This window comes from Psychrobacter sp. Pi2-51 (assembly GCF_904846665.1).
In the GTDB taxonomy this organism is placed as follows: Bacteria; Pseudomonadota; Gammaproteobacteria; order Pseudomonadales; family Moraxellaceae; genus Psychrobacter; species Psychrobacter glaciei.
Genome location: NZ_CAJHBP010000001.1, coordinates 241,548 through 257,314 on the forward strand (window position 1 = coordinate 241,548; position 15,767 = coordinate 257,314).

Consider the following 15,767-nt stretch of genomic DNA (forward strand, 5'->3'; position numbering starts at 1 on the left):
AACCTGCGAAAAATTGTGCTTTTTTAATCTCAATGTTGACACGTACCAGCGCTTTATTTGTCATTGAAATAAAGAGCAATGGGGTAATAGCTGATGGGTAATCAATCATAGCCAAGCAGCCCGTATTGTTTAATAGATAAAAAGGCTATCATAGGCCTCTTTAAATATTTGGGAATCAACGATGAAAAACATTTTTATTATTGGGTTAGCCACTATAGCCCTAGCAGGATGTAGTTTATTAAAGAGCGAAGCTATATCCGCTCCTCAAGTAAAAAATGAAGTGGCGACATCGGGACAGATAGAAACAGTTATCGGGTTACCTATTCGGCCAGGGAATGTCATGGCTACTAGCGATGGTCGGGTGTTTTCTACCGTGCATCCGAACGACGGCGAACAGGGAGTGCAGTTATTTGAAGTGACTGGCGCCAACAGTTATCAGCCTTGGCCTTCAAATAAGTTTCAATCACCTAAAGGTCAGTATGGTGAAGCGACCATTGATACGCCACTAGGTATCACCAAAGATGATGCAGGTGGGTTATGGATTGTTGATATGGGTCAGCACGTCGGTAAAACTCGTGTTTGGGGCTTTGATATTAAAACCGGTGCATTAATTAGCAAAATCGATATACCTACAGACATCGCACCAAAAAATAGCTTTGTGCAAGATTTAGTGGTTGATAGAAAGAACGGATGGATTTATTTAGCTGATATTCCCAATCCAGCTATTATTGCCATTGACATGAATACCAATGAAATACGTCGTTTTGGCAATCACGTCGCTTTACAACCCGAAGCTGACGCAAAAATGGTGATCAATGGCGTGGATATCATGCTAGGTGGTGAGCCGACAAACAATGGTATCAACCCAATCACGATGTCCGCCGATAACAATACGATTTATTTTGGCGCGATGAATGGTAAGTCTTGGTACAGCTTAGACGCGACCTTATTTAGAGCAAATGCCAGCGATGAACAGATCGGCAATAGCATTATCCGTGTTGGTGACAAGCCCGTATCTGATGGTGCTACTACAGACAGTCACGGCAACCACTACTTTACCAACTTAAACGATAATGGCGTAGATGTGCTTGATAATAAAGGACAGCTAACCTCGTTGGTACGAGACAGTCGATTCGATTGGCCTGACAATGTGTCTTTAGATGCAAATGGATGGTTATATGTTGCAGTCAATCAATTACACAAAACACCACAGTTCACTGGCACCGTCGATCAAGGTCAGCCACCTTACTATATCTACAGAGTGTGGGTAGGTCGGTAATGTAAATACAGGTTATCTTGTTTAGGGAGTGTCCTCAATCTGAACGAAAGCAACTAAATGGGCTAAATGGGCTAAATCTTGCCAAACTGCATCAAATAGCTGGTCAATATCCCAATATTATCTGCACTATTTTTCTTGCTTGGCTGCAATTTATCTCATTTTTATCACCATTTTCAAAATGAAGACACACCCTAGTAAACTAAATCATTTATTTTTGATGATATATCAAAAACTATGCTGCGGAGAGAAAAGAAAGCTATTGCTGATAAGCCAGCTTGCAGAGCAAGGCAAACTGGTGAGTAAAAGCCGAATTTATAGTCTATTTGTCATTTCAAAAAGTCAGGATTCATAAAGGCAGGGTTTGGATAAGTATAAAATCCTTCGCCAGTCGCAGCACCCAGTTTATTTTGATCGATCAACTGCTCTTTTAGATACTTAGCGGCCTTGAATCTGACTGGGTTTTGAGTCGTTTCAGCGGCTAGCTTAGTGATGTTGTAGGCCGTATTGATACCTATCGTATCCAATATGCCAAATGGCCCTACAGGCGCGCCAGTCACTATCATCCACGTCTTATCTATTGTATGCGGATCGGCAACTTCTTTGGCTAGTAATTGCAGGCCTGCGTCTATGAAAGGCGCTAATAAACTGTTCATTATATAGCCGGGTTGCTCCTTATCCAGCGGTAGTGCCACCATGCCAATGGCGGTAGCAAAAGCAACAACATCATCAAACACTTTAGGATCTGTGCCAGGATGCCCCATGATTTCAGCGACATTATGCATCCAAATTTTATTGGCAAAATGTAGGGCTAAAAACTGAGCAGGTCGTCCCGTTGATGCCGCAAACTGGCTAGGGAGTAAGGTTGAGGTATTGGTGGCAAATATCGTTTTCTCTGGCGCTAGTTTGGCAAGTTTTTCATAGAATTCGATTTTAATTTTAGGAATCTCAGGAATGGCTTCAATCATTAGATCGGCATCTTTGACTGCTTCTGCTAAGTCTGAGGTATAGCTAAGATTTTCAAAGGTCTTGTCCAATTGCTCTTGCGTTGCTCCCAAATCTTTTCGAAAAGCCTTGCTCATCAATGGAAACTTTGACTTTGCTTTTTCCAAAACCTCATCATTGATGTCATAGACACTGACATTAAAGCCATGGAATGCGGCTTGAAAAGCAATTTGATAGCCTAGGATGCCGCTTCCAGCGACCGTTACATTTTTATACGTCATTGTATTCATTTCCTAAAAGTAGTGGATATAAGTCGCTAGATAAATGTCTAAAACTTATAGACCTATTATTAAGTCAATTTACTTTATTATTCAACCTTCATTTCTATAAAAATATTAGGGTCGGTCCTCAATTAGTTGACCATTACATCTTGGTGATGGTTGAGTTTATTTATGATAATTAATTCTTTCCGGTAATATTTGATAATAATCAAATTTAGCAGGTGCTACACTTAGATAGCTCTTTACTATGAACTGGAGAAACTCATTGCGCGCTATTCCTTATAAATCTATTGTTAGCGCACTATTACTTATAGCTGTCGCAGGTTTTTTAGTGTTTCGCTGGTGGCAAGGACCGCTGTTACCAAGCTATAAAGTATCTTCTATGCCTCTGGTACAGACGGTAGTAGCGACTGGACGTATCGTTGCAGTCTCACGTACTGAGATTGGTAGTGAAGTGTCTGGTGTGGTATTAGAACGACTGGTACAGGAAGGTCAGCAAGTAGCAGCTGGTGATTTATTGCTAGTTCTTAGCGCCGATGAAATTACCGCTCAAGTGCGTCAAGCAGAAGCAGAACTGGCAGAGCTGGTCAGTAGTAATCGTCCACAGGCAGCAGTGGATTTGGCCAATGCCGAAGTTGCATTGGCGCAAGCTAGCCGTAATGTCGAGCGGAGGCGTGAGTTAGCGGCCATCTCGGCCATTTCTGATGAAGAAATGGAGCAGGCAATCCAAGTGCAAAAATAAGCCCGTAATGACCTTGAAAACGCCCGCCTCAAAGCAAAGGCATTATCCACTGGTGGTGTAGAGGAGGACTTATTACGTGCCCGTATCGCAGCATTGCAGGCGCAGCTCAACAAGACGCAAGTACGTAGCAAAGTATCCGGCACTATCTTGACTCGTAATGTTGAGATAGGGGAGTTAGTACAGCCGGGTCAGAGCTTATTCACTATCGCTCTCGATGGTAATACTGAGATACGAGTACCGCTTGATGAGCGTAATTTATCAAGCCTAGAAGTTGAGCAACAAGCGGTCGCTATTGCTGATGCTTATCCTGACGAGCCATTCCCAGTGCGTATCAGCTTTATTGCGCCAAGCATAGATCCACAGCGTGGTACGGTAGAAGTGAGATTGGCCGTCGATCCTATACCTGAGTTTTTGCGTCAAGATATGACGGTATCAGTAAATATCGAAACGGATCGACGTGCAAAAGCGGTGGTGGTTCCTAATGATGCGTTAGCCAATGTCAAAAAAGACAATGCTGACGTTTTGCTATTGCGCAATGGTCAAGTACAACGCCAGCAAGTGAGATTAGGATTGCGTGGGTTGTCAGCATCAGAGGTGCTCTCAGGTTTAAGCGCAGGCGATGAGATCTTGGTTGATGCCACTGCCTCACTAGCTGATGGCGCACGAGTTAGAACCGTTCAGCAAGCAGCCCCTTTTGCTAATACTGATGCTGACAAGATAACGACGGCAAATGATAAGAGCCAATCAGTGGAGACAGTCAATTGACGGCTTTTTTTGGTAGATTTTGGATTGATGCAAACATTGCCATCAGTTTTTTGCGCGAGGGACGAATACAGTCACTGATGATTACGTTGGGAGTGGCAATAGGTGTTGCGGTTATTATATTTATCACCGCATTGATTCAAGGATTGCAGACCAACCTTATTGATAGCACCCTTGGTAGTCAGGCACATATTCGCTTAGTATCGCCAGATGAAGTCAACCTAATAGCGCCGCCTGTTGATGATACGCTACAACTGATACAAGAGGACAAGCGTCCGCAGCGCCTGCGTTCAATCAATAATTGGCAGCAAATCACTGATACTTTAGATCAGCTGCCTCTCTTAACAGCAGTATCACCAAACGTATCTGGGCCTGGTTTCGTACGGCGTGGTGAGGCATTAGAGTCAGTGATACTAGTCGGTACTGATCTGGAGCGCTATCAAAAAATCATACCACTCAGTGAATATTTAATCAGTGGCGAGCTACGAGTGAGCGCAGATAATGTATTGATTGGCAGTGAATTGGCTAAAAACTTGGGTGTAGAAGTCGGTAGCAAACTGCGCTTAGATAGCGGTCAAGACGATGATGATAGTAGTCGCGATAATAATCTCAATAACAACAGCGCTGTAGTCAATATCGCTGGTATATTCGAGCTTGGCGTACGAGAGCTCGATGCACGCTACGTTTATCTAGACCTAAAACAAGCGCAGTCCTTACTAAACTTGCCGGGTGGTATCACCGTTATTGATCTGACTGTTGAAGACATTTTTGAAGCGGAGGAGATCGCTGCGCAAGTTGGACGTTTGACCTCGCTACAAGCAGAAAGCTGGATAAAGACCAATGCCCAACTGCTGAGCGGTCTGACTGCTCAAAGCCTATCTAGCAATATGATCGTAGGTTTTGTAGCGATTTCGGTGGCTTTTGGCATTGCCAGTGTGTTGTCGGTCAGTGTGGTTCAGCGTACGCGAGAGATTGGTATCCTACGAGCAATGGGCGCGACCCGACAGCAAATTTTGCGAATATTCTTGATTCAAGGGGCTGTATTTGGTTTGTTAGGCTCGATTGTCGGTAGTGGCGTCAGCTATGTATTGGTATGGTCTTTTAATACCTTTGGACCCAATATATTTACGATTCCAATATCGATAAACTTGATCTTAGTGACCATGTCGTTAGCAACGCTAACCGGTGTGATAGCCGCCGCTATTCCAGCGCGGCGAGCAGCGGCACTTGATCCCGTGGTGGCTATTCGCTATGTCTAATAATGATTCCACAGACACTCTTAACAGCCGTTCTACTAATTTTTCTAATAAGACGTTAACCCTTATGTCCAGACAATCTCACGAAGTCTTGCGTTTAGAGGCGCTCAAAAAGTCTTATAACATCGGTCAGCCTAATGAGATTGAGGTGCTTCACGGTATTGACTTAACTATTGGTACTGATGATTTTGCAGCCCTGATTGGTCCTTCAGGCTCAGGTAAAAGTACTTTGTTAAATGTGCTAGGGTTATTGGATCAGCCAACTAGCGGTGAGCTGTATCTGTTGGGTCAAGCAACCAGTGCTATGAATGATGCCGGTCGCACCGCTTTGCGCGGCAGTAGTATCGGCTTCGTGTTTCAGTTTCATCATTTAATTCAAGCTTTCAGTGCCTTAGATAATATCTTGATGCCTCTAACGCTAACACAGGGTCGTGCAGATAAGTTCGCTATTCAAAAAGCGCGCGAGCTGCTAGCAGCGGTTGGTCTAGAGCGCTTTGCTGACAGCAAACCTAACGAGCTCTCAGGTGGACAGCAACAGCGTATCGCCATTGCTAGAGCGCTTATAACTGAGCCTGCATTATTATTAGCCGATGAGCCTACGGGTAATCTGGATACCGTTACGGCCGGAGAAGTGTTCGAGCTATTCCGAAAAGTCCATCAGGAACGTGATTGCGCAGTATTGCTGGTTACTCATGATCCGCGCTTGTCAGCATCTTGTGATCGAACGATTAACTTGGTTGATGGTCGTATTGATAGTGATACGTTGAATAGTTAAGAAATATAGGGTCTGTTCCACATTTGAATGTTCAACAGACCCTAATATTAGCGGCGTGCTTGATTAGATAAGTAACCGCTCATCATTACAATTATTAATAAGAAAATTTAACCAATTTTATCCTACCATCATAGAGGAAGTTTTTATGAAACTACAATACGCGAATCTCCTAAGTTAATGTCTACGTATTTGAAAGCATAGGTCAATGTTATCGAAGGCTCTTATAATAGATCATTAGCATGGATAAGCGATGTTTAATAAAGCTGCTGATATTCTGCCAAAACTAACTCAACAGCACACCGCATAAACCGACAACAGCTATAACACGTTGAACAATCAAGCTGTCTTGCAGATGAGTGTTTAGATAGGTAGCAACACCTTTGCCGACAGTATATAGACTTAGCATGGCAACAATCATACCGATAAAGAAGCCAGCAGTACTACTGTTGGCAGGAACTTCAATGGCATGTGCCGCACCATGGAACATAGCGAGTGCACCAAAGCCAACGATGGCTAAATTATGCCATGTGTTTACTGATGCCTCGTTGCTTTGATTCGGTGCATGGTTAAAGTAGCGGCTCATAAGTGCTAGGGTTAATAAGACGATAGACAGTAGGATACCGAATTCAATCAACGTGCTGTTAAGGCTCACACTTAAACTCAACGCAAACCCTGCTACCAAACCAATGGCTAATGAGGCAAAGCCTTTTTTGAAGCTGTGCATTTGGGTAAATAGCAAGCCCATGCCCAGTGCTAGCATCAGATGGTCGAACCCAGTTAAAGGATGCAATATACCAGACAATACTGAAGTGCTAAATATGCCCTCTGCTACTATCAAGCCATGTCCTGGGTGAGCAAATGCCAGTGTCGGTAGCATTGCCAACCATGTTAGCAGTGCTAAGCCACTAACCATTGCCGTTTTGTTAGTCAGGTTTTTGCGTGTCATGGTTTGTGAGGTTTTTATGGTCATGATAAATCCTTAATGTGTAAGCTAATCGATATGATCACTGTCTGATAACCCGCTTATCATTTAGTAGTTTTAAGAACGGCTATTTATGCCATAGCATGTGGCATTATAGGCATGGTCTTACGCTATGTTTATCATGCCTTTATCAAGGATAAAGGCAACAATGTCATCAACGCCTTCACCCGTTTTCATGTTGCTAAAGACCACAGGCTTATCGCCGCGCATTTTTTTGGCATCACGTGCCATCACCTCAAGTGACGCGCCTACGTAAGGGGCAAGGTCGGTTTTATTGATAATGAGCAAGTCCGATTTCATGATACCAGGGCCGCCTTTACGAGGGATTTTGTCGCCTGCCGAGACATCAATGACATATAGCGTCAAGTCGGATAATTCAGGGCTAAAAGTTGCTGCCAAATTATCGCCACCAGACTCGATGATAATAAGCTCAAGACCTGCAAACTGCTGCTGTAATTCGGCGATGGCAGATAGGTTAATCGAGGCATCTTCACGGATGGCAGTATGCGGGCAGCCACCCGTTTCGACACCACGAATGCGCTCGGCTGGCATGGCCTCATGACGCGTTAAAAATTCAGAATCTTCTTTGGTATAAATATCATTGGTCACTACTGCCATGTTGACGTCATCGCGCAGGCGTTGACACAATCTCAGCGTCAATGCCGTTTTTCCTGAGCCTACAGGGCCACCAATACCTAAGCGTAATGGCGATAATGTCGTGTCTGAATGTTTGTTTTCGACTTTAGGAGTTAGTGCCATAAATAAATGTCCTCAATAAGTGTTTGGGTTATCAGCGATTAAGAGCGAAATAGGCGGCTGTATTGCCTTTCATGCTGGCAAGACAGGAGCGCTAAATTTGGTAGGTTAGCTGATATTTGTAGCTGTTGATAAAGTAGATTTAGCTTTGATATCGCTATGTCAGGTGTATCTGCCATTAACGACAGCCTTTGAGCGTACAAAAAGCTTTGCTTGACGCGAGCAGCCAGTGGCTGTACTTGTTGGCTTAATAGCTGTTGCAGCTGCCAAATGATTCGCTGTCCTGCCATTTGTCCAAGCGGTACAGTCTTGACCGCAGCCAGCACCATATTTTCGATTTGACCAAAAGCGTAAGTGGTCATGGCTTGTACAGGGTTAAATTGCCAGTGCGAGCTGATATGGGCAAACAGTGGCAAAAACCCATGAGTGAGTAAGCTATCAGGTACATTAAGCTCAAGGACATTATCAAGCCATGCGGATAAAGACAGAGCCAATTGACTTGATTCATAAACGAACTCTTTGGTTTCGCGGCTAGCGTGGTAATCTGCACCTAGAGCATCAGCAAGTGCGACATCCTCAATCATAAGTGCCTCTATCATTAGCGCTAGTAGCGGTAGCTCATAACGACACAATGCCAGCTCCAGATAATCACTCATAAAATCCATGCTACTGCTTTCATCATGAATAAGCCCTGACTCAATAGCAGGTTCTATGCCTTGCGAGTAGGTATAACTGCCAATAGGTAAGTTGCTTGACGCCAGCATGAGCAAACGTCCGGTCAAATCTGCATGATTCAGATCATTCATACCTTGTGCGGTACTGGCGGGATGCTGGGAGTGCGTGGCATGATTAGTCATGAGAGTTGCCATGGGTGTGTGAATGGTCATGATCGTGATGACTATGATTGTGATTATGATTATTACCATGATCATGGGAGTGAGAATGTCCACCTTGATTGCCTTTATAAGCACCCGTTTCTGGCTCAAACGGCGCTTGTACGGCTTGGGTATGTAGGCCAAGTTGATGTAACATCGCTTCTAAAACATGGTCAGGCTCAAAGTAGAGGGCAGTAGGGGTCAGCATTAAAGGCACATGGCGGTTGCCTAAATGGTAAGCGCCTTTCATAAGGTCAAAGTCATTATCGGCAGTCACTTCGATTAAAGCTTGCTTGGCAGCCATAATCTGTATTAAATTACCTTGATGGTCTGCTAGCACACTGCCATTCTTAATGGTTTCCGTACGTGGCAAATCAACACCAATGGATTCTTGATGCTGGGTTTTTGCTTTAAAACGGCTACGCTGACGGGTATCGAAATCTAAATATAAAAAGTTTTCTGCCTGTTTTTGGCCATCAATCACGGCTTGTTGTTCAGCGCTAAGGGTTGATGGATCGAGGCGTTGCGTATAAATGTTCATAAGTATTTTTATAGTCCGTTAAAGTAGATGATTCACAGCTGATAGGGGATTATCAGCACGACAATAAAAAGCAGCTAGAATAAAAAATAGCGCTGTGCCATTGGCAGATAGTCGGCAGGCTCACAGGTCAGCAGCTCACCATCGGCATAGACTTCATAGGTCTCAGGGTTGACCTCCATCTGAGGACAGTAGCTGTTAAACTTCATGTCTTGTTTGCGTACCTTGCGAATGTTGTGTACCGCTTTGATGACCTTTTCTAATCCTAATTGCCTATCAACACCCTTATCAATAGCCGCACTTGACATAAAGGTGATGCAAGTCTGCGCCACTGTCTTGGGGAAGCTGCCAAACATGCTGCGATAGTGCACAGGCTGCGGGGTAGAGATAGAAGCATTGGGGTCACCCATAGGTGCCGCTGCAATCAAACCGCCTTTTATAATTAAATCAGGCTTGACACCAAAAAATGCAGGCGACCACAACACTAAATCTGCCCATTTTCCCAACTCAAGTGATCCCACTTCATCACTAATGCCATGGGTAATAGCGGGATTGATGGTGTATTTTGCGAGATAGCGTTTGATACGAAAGTTGTCATTGCCGCTATCAGAATCCGTAGGACTGAGCATGATATTGTCTAAGGACTGCTCGGTTTTAGCTGATTGATCAGGAGCAAGGTGACCACGCTGGGCTTTCATTTTATCAGCCGTTTGCCACGTGCGAATAATGACTTCTCCCACGCGTCCCATCGCTTGCGAATCACTACTCATCATGGAGATGGCACCCATATCTTGTAAAATATCTTCAGCGGCAATGGTTTCTTTACGAATACGGCTTTCTGCAAAAGCGACATCCTCAGCAATGGCTGGGCTTAGATGGTGACAAACCATAAGCATGTCGAGATGCTCGTCAATAGTATTAATGGTGAAAGGGCGCGTCGGGTTGGTTGATGAGGGTAAAACATTGGTTTCGCCAATAGCTTTTAAGATATCTGGTGCATGACCACCGCCAGCGCCTTCGGTATGGAAGGTGTGAATACAGCGGTCTTTAAACGCGCCTAGAGTGCTATCTAAATAGCCACTTTCATTTAACGTATCAGTATGAATAGCCACTTGCACATCATATTCTTCAGCCACGCTAAGGCAGTTATCAATGGCTTTGGGCGTGGAGCCCCAGTCTTCATGAAGTTTAAGCCCGATAGCTCCTGCTTCGATTTGCTCAACAATTGGCGCTGGTAGACTAACGTTGCCTTTACCTAAGAATCCGATGTTCATCGGAATAGCATCAGTGGCTTTTAGCATGCTGTGAATATGATAAGCACCAGGCGTACAAGTAGTGGCAAGAGTACCTTCAGCAGGTCCCGTACCACCGCCTAACATCGTGGTTACACCAGACATCAATGCCGTCTCACATTGCTGCGGTGCAATGAAGTGAATATGACTATCGATACCGCCAGCAGTCAAGATTTTACCTTCTCCTGCGATAATTTCGGTAGCAGCGCCAATAGGTAACGTCACGTTAGGCTGAATATCAGGGTTGCCAGCTTTACCGATGCCACTAATGCGACCCTCTTTGATAGCGATATCTGCCTTATAGATACCGCTATAGTCCACAATCAAAGCATTGGTAATAATGGTATCGGCAACTTGGTCACCTATTAGCTGTGACTGACCCATGCCATCGCGGATAACCTTACCACCACCAAATTTAACCTCTTCACCGATGCTGACGCTATCAATGTCAGGCTGGTGATCAATATGACTGGTCAAATCATACTCAACCTCAAGCCATAAATTCGTATCGGCCAAGCGTACCTTATCCCCTGTGGTAGGGCCAAAATGCTCAGCATAAATACGTCGGTCAATGCGTTTTTTCGAGGTAGTTTGAGAGATTTTAGGGTCTACAACGCCCATAACTTTGCCAGCAAAACCATAGATATGCTGTCTACCTGAGATGGCAACCAGTTCCACTTCGCGCGCTTGTCCTGGCTCAAAACGTACCGCAGTGCCAGATAGGATATTGAGTCGATAGCCAAGCGTCGACTCTCGATCAAAGCTCAGTGCTGCATTGACTTCATAGAAGTGATAATGAGAACCGATTTGAATAGGGCGGTCGCCGGTATTGATTACTGCTATGGTTTGAACACAGCGACCAGCATTCAATGCCATATCGCCTGCTTTAATCTTATATTCGCCTACTTTCATCGTCATTTTTATTATCCTTAATCGTCTTACGGCAATGGCTCTAGTTCAATATCGTTTTATATGGCCCCATAGCAAACAAGCTATACGATGGGGTTATGTACCGTCACCAGCTTAGTGCCATCGGGGAAAGTGGCTTCAACTTGGACATCATGTATCATCTCTGCAATGCCTTCCATGACGTCATCGGCAGAGAGATAAGTGGCTCCTTCACTCATCAGTTGCGCCACGGTTTTGCCATCACGCGCGCCTTCCATTAGTAACATGCTAATGTAAGCGATAGACTCAGGATAATTAAGCTTGACGCCGCGATTTTTACGACGTTCCGCCACCATGCCTGCGGTAAATAGTAAGAGTTTATCTTTTTCTGTAGGATTTAACTGCATAAAACTTCCTTAATAATTATTGTCTTTTGAAGGTTATGATTCGTCTTTAATCTTTATAAAGTAAATAGGCTAAGTTAAATGTACTAAGTAGAGTCATTCTGATTTTATTAAGCATTGTTCAGGGATGAGATTAAGTGGGAGCACATGGTATTAGGTGTCCCAAATCCTTGGTCGATGAGGCTCAAGCTTGTACCATTTAGACCTGATAAGCTCTCGAATTTGGTAAAAAGCGTCAAAGCACGCACGCACATCTGCCCCTAAATAACGGCAATTAATACCTTGAAAATTATGAGTACAATAAATAGGTAATGACTGCGTATCAATGAGATGGCGTATCTCGGTAATAGTGGTATCTAAATATTGGCCGAGCTTGAGCGGATTATTCTGTAACTCAGGTGCAATGACCTCTGTGCTAGGTATTGCCCAAAAAGAGCCATGCACATGTTGATTGTTCAGTCCTAATGGTGAGGTAAACCAGCGCGTATTTGCTGGCTGGGAGGTGCACTCACTGACCAATAAATTACTCTCACGCCATATCTCTAAGCGGTTGGCATAATGACCATTAGCAAACGTCTCTTGATACGCTTGACGTCCGAACACAGCAATATCCCAAGTCAACAAACTTGCTGTCTTAGCTAAATAAAAGCGGTTATTCGCATTAGAGTTGGAATAATCGTAATAGATGCTTTCTTGTGGTAGCCATTCAAGGACAGCATAGTCATCGAGGCGGGCGTCGATATGCTGTTCAGCACTGACAACATCATTAAAACAGTCGTTAGAAGTGTTGCTATGTGCCGATTGAGTACCGTTGTTAAATTTTGATGAGTCGCTGGGTCTAGAGGATCGTAATGATTTGCGTTGCCCGTACCATTTACCGGCTCCAGGGGTGGTAATCACCGCATGGCTGTTAGAGTGTAGGTTAAATTCCAATGTTAAGCGGTCATCATCGGCGATACCAGCAGGAGGATACAATACATAAATATGGCAAATCCCTGCTTGGCTGTTATCAGTACTATCAGGCTCAGGATACAGCGCGCGCTGCACCATAAGTGCGCCAGTATGGGCACGATGACACAGCCGAGTTTTTGCAGTATTAGAGGCGCAGTCGAAATGAAGCTGTAGTGAGGATTGCCAAGTCAAAATTGTGTTCCCTTTTAGAAAGTGTCCTTTTAGAAAGTGTCCTTTTAGATTGCCACCAGCTCTTGAATGTTGTTTTTTGCCATGTCACATCCAGCCCCTCGAGCAACCACTTGTCCTCTAGAGAGCACGGTATAGTTATCAGCAAGCTCTTCTGCAAACTCATAAAACTGCTCGACCAGTACAATGGCCATTTCACCTTGATAACCCAAATCCCTAATGACCCGCCCGATGTCCTTAATGATAGAGGGCTGAATACCTTCAGTCGGCTCATCAAGTACCAGCACAGATGGCTCGGAGGCAAGCGCACGAGCAATAGCGAGCTGCTGCTGCTGACCGCCAGATAGATCGCCACCGCGCCGATGCTTCATCTCGTCCAGCACTGGAAATATATCATACAAGTGTTTGGGTACTTTGCTTGCTTTTCGTTGAGAAAATTTCGCCATGCCAATCAGAATGTTTTCTTCAACGGTCAAAGTGGAAAAGATATCACGTCCTTGCGGTACATAAGCGAGTCCTGCGCGTACACGCTGCTCAGGCGTCATCTGACTAATGTCCTTACCGTCTAATAAAATTTCACCTGATTTTATTGGTAGGATGCCCATCAAGCATTTAAGCAAGGTGGTTTTACCGACGCCATTACGACCCAGTACCACGCTACATTCTCCTACAGGGGCGGCGAGGGTGACATCACGTAAAATGTGACTGCCACCATAATATTGATTTATGGCATTAATTTCTAACATATAAGCACCTCTATTTTTTAGGTCTATTTCTAAGCACTACTATCAATTATCGACCCAAGTAAGTCTCAATAACGGCCTCATTATTCTGTACTTCACTCAACGTGCCTTCAGCCAAAATAGCGCCATTTGCTAAGACCGTTACTTTCTCACTGATGGCATCAATGAAAGTCATATCATGCTCAACCACGATTAAAGTATGATTCTTCTTGAGGCGCAGACATAACTCAGCGGTATGTTCCGTTTCGGCATCTGTCATGCCTGCCACTGGTTCATCAAGTAAGATAAGTTTTGGTCTTTGCATCAACAACATCCCAATCTCTAGCCACTGTTTTTGACCATGAGATAACAGTCCTGCTGGCTTGTTAATCAGATCTTTTAGGCGTATTTGATCAAGCGTTGAGTCAAGCGTATCTTGGATTTCTGTATCAATACGAGTAAACCAGCTTTTTGATACCCGCTTATCCTTTGGCGCGGCCAGCATTAAGTTATCGAGTACGGTAAATTTCTCAAACACGGTAGGTTTTTGAAACTTACGACCAATGCCTGCTTCGGCTATTTCTTCGGTAGATAGTTTGGCTAAATTATGTACTTGACCGAAAAATGTACTGCCTTTAGTAGGACGTGTTTTACCAGTGATGACATCCATTAAAGTCGTCTTACCTGCGCCATTAGGGCCGATGATGCAGCGTAGCTCGCCTGCCTCAATGTATAAAGATAAATCATTGAGTGCACGGAACGAGTCAAACCACACGCTAACGTCTTCTAAATACAGCGCAATACCATGTCTCATATCTGGCCCTGCTTTGGGGACAGGATGCGCCAAGCCACCACTATCTCCGTAATCTTCAGCCAAAGTAGTGACTGGTCGGGTAGGCGTGTTTTCTGCGACCGTTATGTGTGGTGTATTTTTAGAGTTTTTCATTGGATTATTGATACTAGGATTATTGATACTAGGATTGTTTTTAACAAGCGCATCGTTAGTAACTTTTTGGGAAGTAGCAACATTAGAAGTAGCAGCATTAGTTAGTAACATTATTCTTTTTCCTTTTTAAAACGATCAAGTACGCCAATGATGCCGTTAGGGAGAAATAAAGTAACCACCACAAATAATCCACCTAGGATAAGCAACCAAAACTCAGGGTAGGCGACGGTAAAGTAAGTCTTAATTGCATTGATTGCACCTGCGCCTACGATAGCACCAATGAGTGAACCTCTTCCTCCCGCAGCTACCCATACTGCCATCTCGATAGAGTTAACAGGGTTCATCTCACCGGGGTTAATGATGCCAACTTGCGGTACATATAGAGCACCAGCGATACCAGCAATGACTGCAGACAATACCCAAGCAGAAAGCTTGTACCAAAGCGTGCGATAGCCTAAATACTGCAATCGATTTTCACTATCACGAATGGCACCGAGCACGCGCCCATAAGGCTGGCTCATCAGATAGCGTAGTCCAAGATAGGACAGTAGCAGCGCCAAAGCGGTCGTAAAACACAGCACAGCTCTCGTTGAAGAGGCAGTGATGTCATAGCCTAATAGCGTGGTAAAACCTGTGAAGCCATTGTTGCCACCAAAGCCTGTTTCGTTACGGAAGAATAATAAGGCGGCCGCATAGGTCATGGCTTGAGTAATAATCGAAAAATAAACCCCTTTGATCTTGGAGCGAAAAGCAAAATAGCCAAAGATAAAAGCGACTAGACCCGGAACTAATACCACTAGAGCCATCGCCCACCAGAAATGTTGAGTGCCTGCCCAATACCACGGCAGCTCGGTCCAACTTAAGAAACGCATAAAGTCTGGCAAGCCTGTGCCAGCAGTTTCACGCGTCAAATACATGCCAAAGGCATAACCTCCTAGCGCAAAATAAAGACCATGACCTAAGCTTAGGATACCGGCATAGCCCCAGACCAAGTCTAAAGCCAGTGCTACCATGGCGAGCGCCATTATTTTACCAATCAAAGTTATCCAGTAAGCAGACAGGTGAAAACTAGAGGTTTCAGGTAGTAAATGGAGCCAAGGCAATATGAGTAGCACTAAAAAACACAAACCAATCAAAATGGCATTACGTGGGGAATCAGATAATAATTGAGTCAAACGCATGAGGTT

14 protein-coding genes and 1 pseudogene are annotated in these 15,767 nt (G+C 44.3%); 4 read left to right on the top strand and 11 right to left on the bottom strand.

Features of this window, described 5'->3' with window-relative positions:
- Positions 1–181 precede the first annotated feature (181 nt).
- Positions 182–1,279, top strand: a complete 1,098-nt coding sequence (locus tag JMY08_RS00960; protein WP_201588629.1) for an L-dopachrome tautomerase-related protein — start codon at positions 182–184, stop codon at positions 1,277–1,279.
- A gap of 326 nt (positions 1,280–1,605) precedes the next feature.
- Here JMY08_RS00960 and JMY08_RS00965 read toward each other — a convergent pair whose 3' ends face one another.
- Positions 1,606–2,502 (bottom strand): 3-hydroxyacyl-CoA dehydrogenase, encoded by an 897-nt coding sequence (locus JMY08_RS00965; RefSeq protein WP_201588631.1) that lies wholly within the window; start codon positions 2,500–2,502, stop codon positions 1,606–1,608.
- 265 nt (positions 2,503–2,767) lie between these two features.
- Between JMY08_RS00965 and JMY08_RS00970 the strand changes: the two are divergent.
- The 3 genes and pseudogenes from JMY08_RS00970 to JMY08_RS00980 all read left to right on the top strand — a co-directional run bounded on the left by JMY08_RS00970 (position 2,768) and on the right by JMY08_RS00980 (position 6,037).
- Positions 2,768–4,009: pseudogene (locus tag JMY08_RS00970) on the top strand (efflux RND transporter periplasmic adaptor subunit).
- A complete protein-coding gene (locus JMY08_RS00975) occupies positions 4,006–5,265 on the top strand; it encodes an ABC transporter permease (RefSeq protein WP_227679551.1) in 1,260 nt (419 codons plus the stop codon). Before JMY08_RS00970 ends, JMY08_RS00975 begins: the two are co-directional and overlap by 4 nt.
- A 64-nt stretch (positions 5,266–5,329) precedes the next feature.
- On the top strand, positions 5,330–6,037 hold the full coding sequence (locus JMY08_RS00980; protein WP_201588633.1) for an ABC transporter ATP-binding protein: 708 nt from the start codon (positions 5,330–5,332) through the stop codon (positions 6,035–6,037).
- A 283-nt stretch (positions 6,038–6,320) separates the two neighbouring features.
- Here the strand turns inward: JMY08_RS00980 and JMY08_RS00985 are convergent, their stop codons facing one another.
- From JMY08_RS00985 to urtC, 10 genes are all read right to left on the bottom strand, one after another.
- Positions 6,321–7,007, bottom strand: a complete 687-nt coding sequence (locus JMY08_RS00985) for a HupE/UreJ family protein (RefSeq protein WP_201588635.1) — start codon at positions 7,005–7,007, stop codon at positions 6,321–6,323.
- A 117-nt stretch (positions 7,008–7,124) separates the two neighbouring features.
- Positions 7,125–7,778 (bottom strand): urease accessory protein UreG, encoded by a 654-nt coding sequence (gene ureG / locus JMY08_RS00990; protein WP_201588637.1) that lies wholly within the window; start codon positions 7,776–7,778, stop codon positions 7,125–7,127.
- Positions 7,779–7,816: 38 nt separating this feature from the next.
- Positions 7,817–8,632 (bottom strand): urease accessory protein UreF, encoded by an 816-nt coding sequence (locus JMY08_RS00995; RefSeq protein ID WP_201588639.1) that lies wholly within the window; start codon positions 8,630–8,632, stop codon positions 7,817–7,819.
- The gene (gene ureE, locus JMY08_RS01000; RefSeq protein WP_201588641.1) at positions 8,625–9,191 is read right to left on the bottom strand and encodes an urease accessory protein UreE; all 567 of its coding nucleotides are present in this window, start codon (positions 9,189–9,191) and stop codon (positions 8,625–8,627) included. The genes JMY08_RS00995 and ureE overlap by 8 nt, the downstream gene beginning before the upstream one ends.
- A 74-nt stretch (positions 9,192–9,265) precedes the next feature.
- Positions 9,266–11,398 carry an urease subunit alpha gene (ureC, locus tag JMY08_RS01005; protein ID WP_227679552.1) on the bottom strand — a complete coding sequence of 711 codons (2,133 nt, stop codon included), beginning with the start codon at positions 11,396–11,398 and terminating at the stop codon, positions 9,266–9,268.
- Between the two features lie 74 nt (positions 11,399–11,472).
- Complete coding sequence (ureA, locus tag JMY08_RS01010) at positions 11,473–11,775, bottom strand: urease subunit gamma (RefSeq protein WP_010200554.1); 303 nt, start codon at positions 11,773–11,775, stop codon at positions 11,473–11,475.
- Between the two features lie 150 nt (positions 11,776–11,925).
- Positions 11,926–12,915 (bottom strand): urease accessory protein UreD, encoded by a 990-nt coding sequence (locus tag JMY08_RS01015; protein WP_201588658.1) that lies wholly within the window; start codon positions 12,913–12,915, stop codon positions 11,926–11,928.
- A gap of 44 nt (positions 12,916–12,959) precedes the next feature.
- Positions 12,960–13,658, bottom strand: a complete 699-nt coding sequence (urtE, locus tag JMY08_RS01020) for an urea ABC transporter ATP-binding subunit UrtE (RefSeq protein ID WP_201588661.1) — start codon at positions 13,656–13,658, stop codon at positions 12,960–12,962.
- 46 nt (positions 13,659–13,704) lie between these two features.
- Positions 13,705–14,691 (bottom strand): urea ABC transporter ATP-binding protein UrtD, encoded by a 987-nt coding sequence (urtD, locus tag JMY08_RS01025; RefSeq protein WP_201588664.1) that lies wholly within the window; start codon positions 14,689–14,691, stop codon positions 13,705–13,707.
- Positions 14,691–15,761: an urea ABC transporter permease subunit UrtC gene (gene urtC, locus JMY08_RS01030; RefSeq protein ID WP_010200558.1), complete on the bottom strand. Its 1,071-nt coding sequence runs from the start codon at positions 15,759–15,761 to the stop codon at positions 14,691–14,693. Before urtC ends, urtD begins: the two co-directional genes overlap by 1 nt.
- Positions 15,762–15,767: the final 6 nt, after the last annotated feature.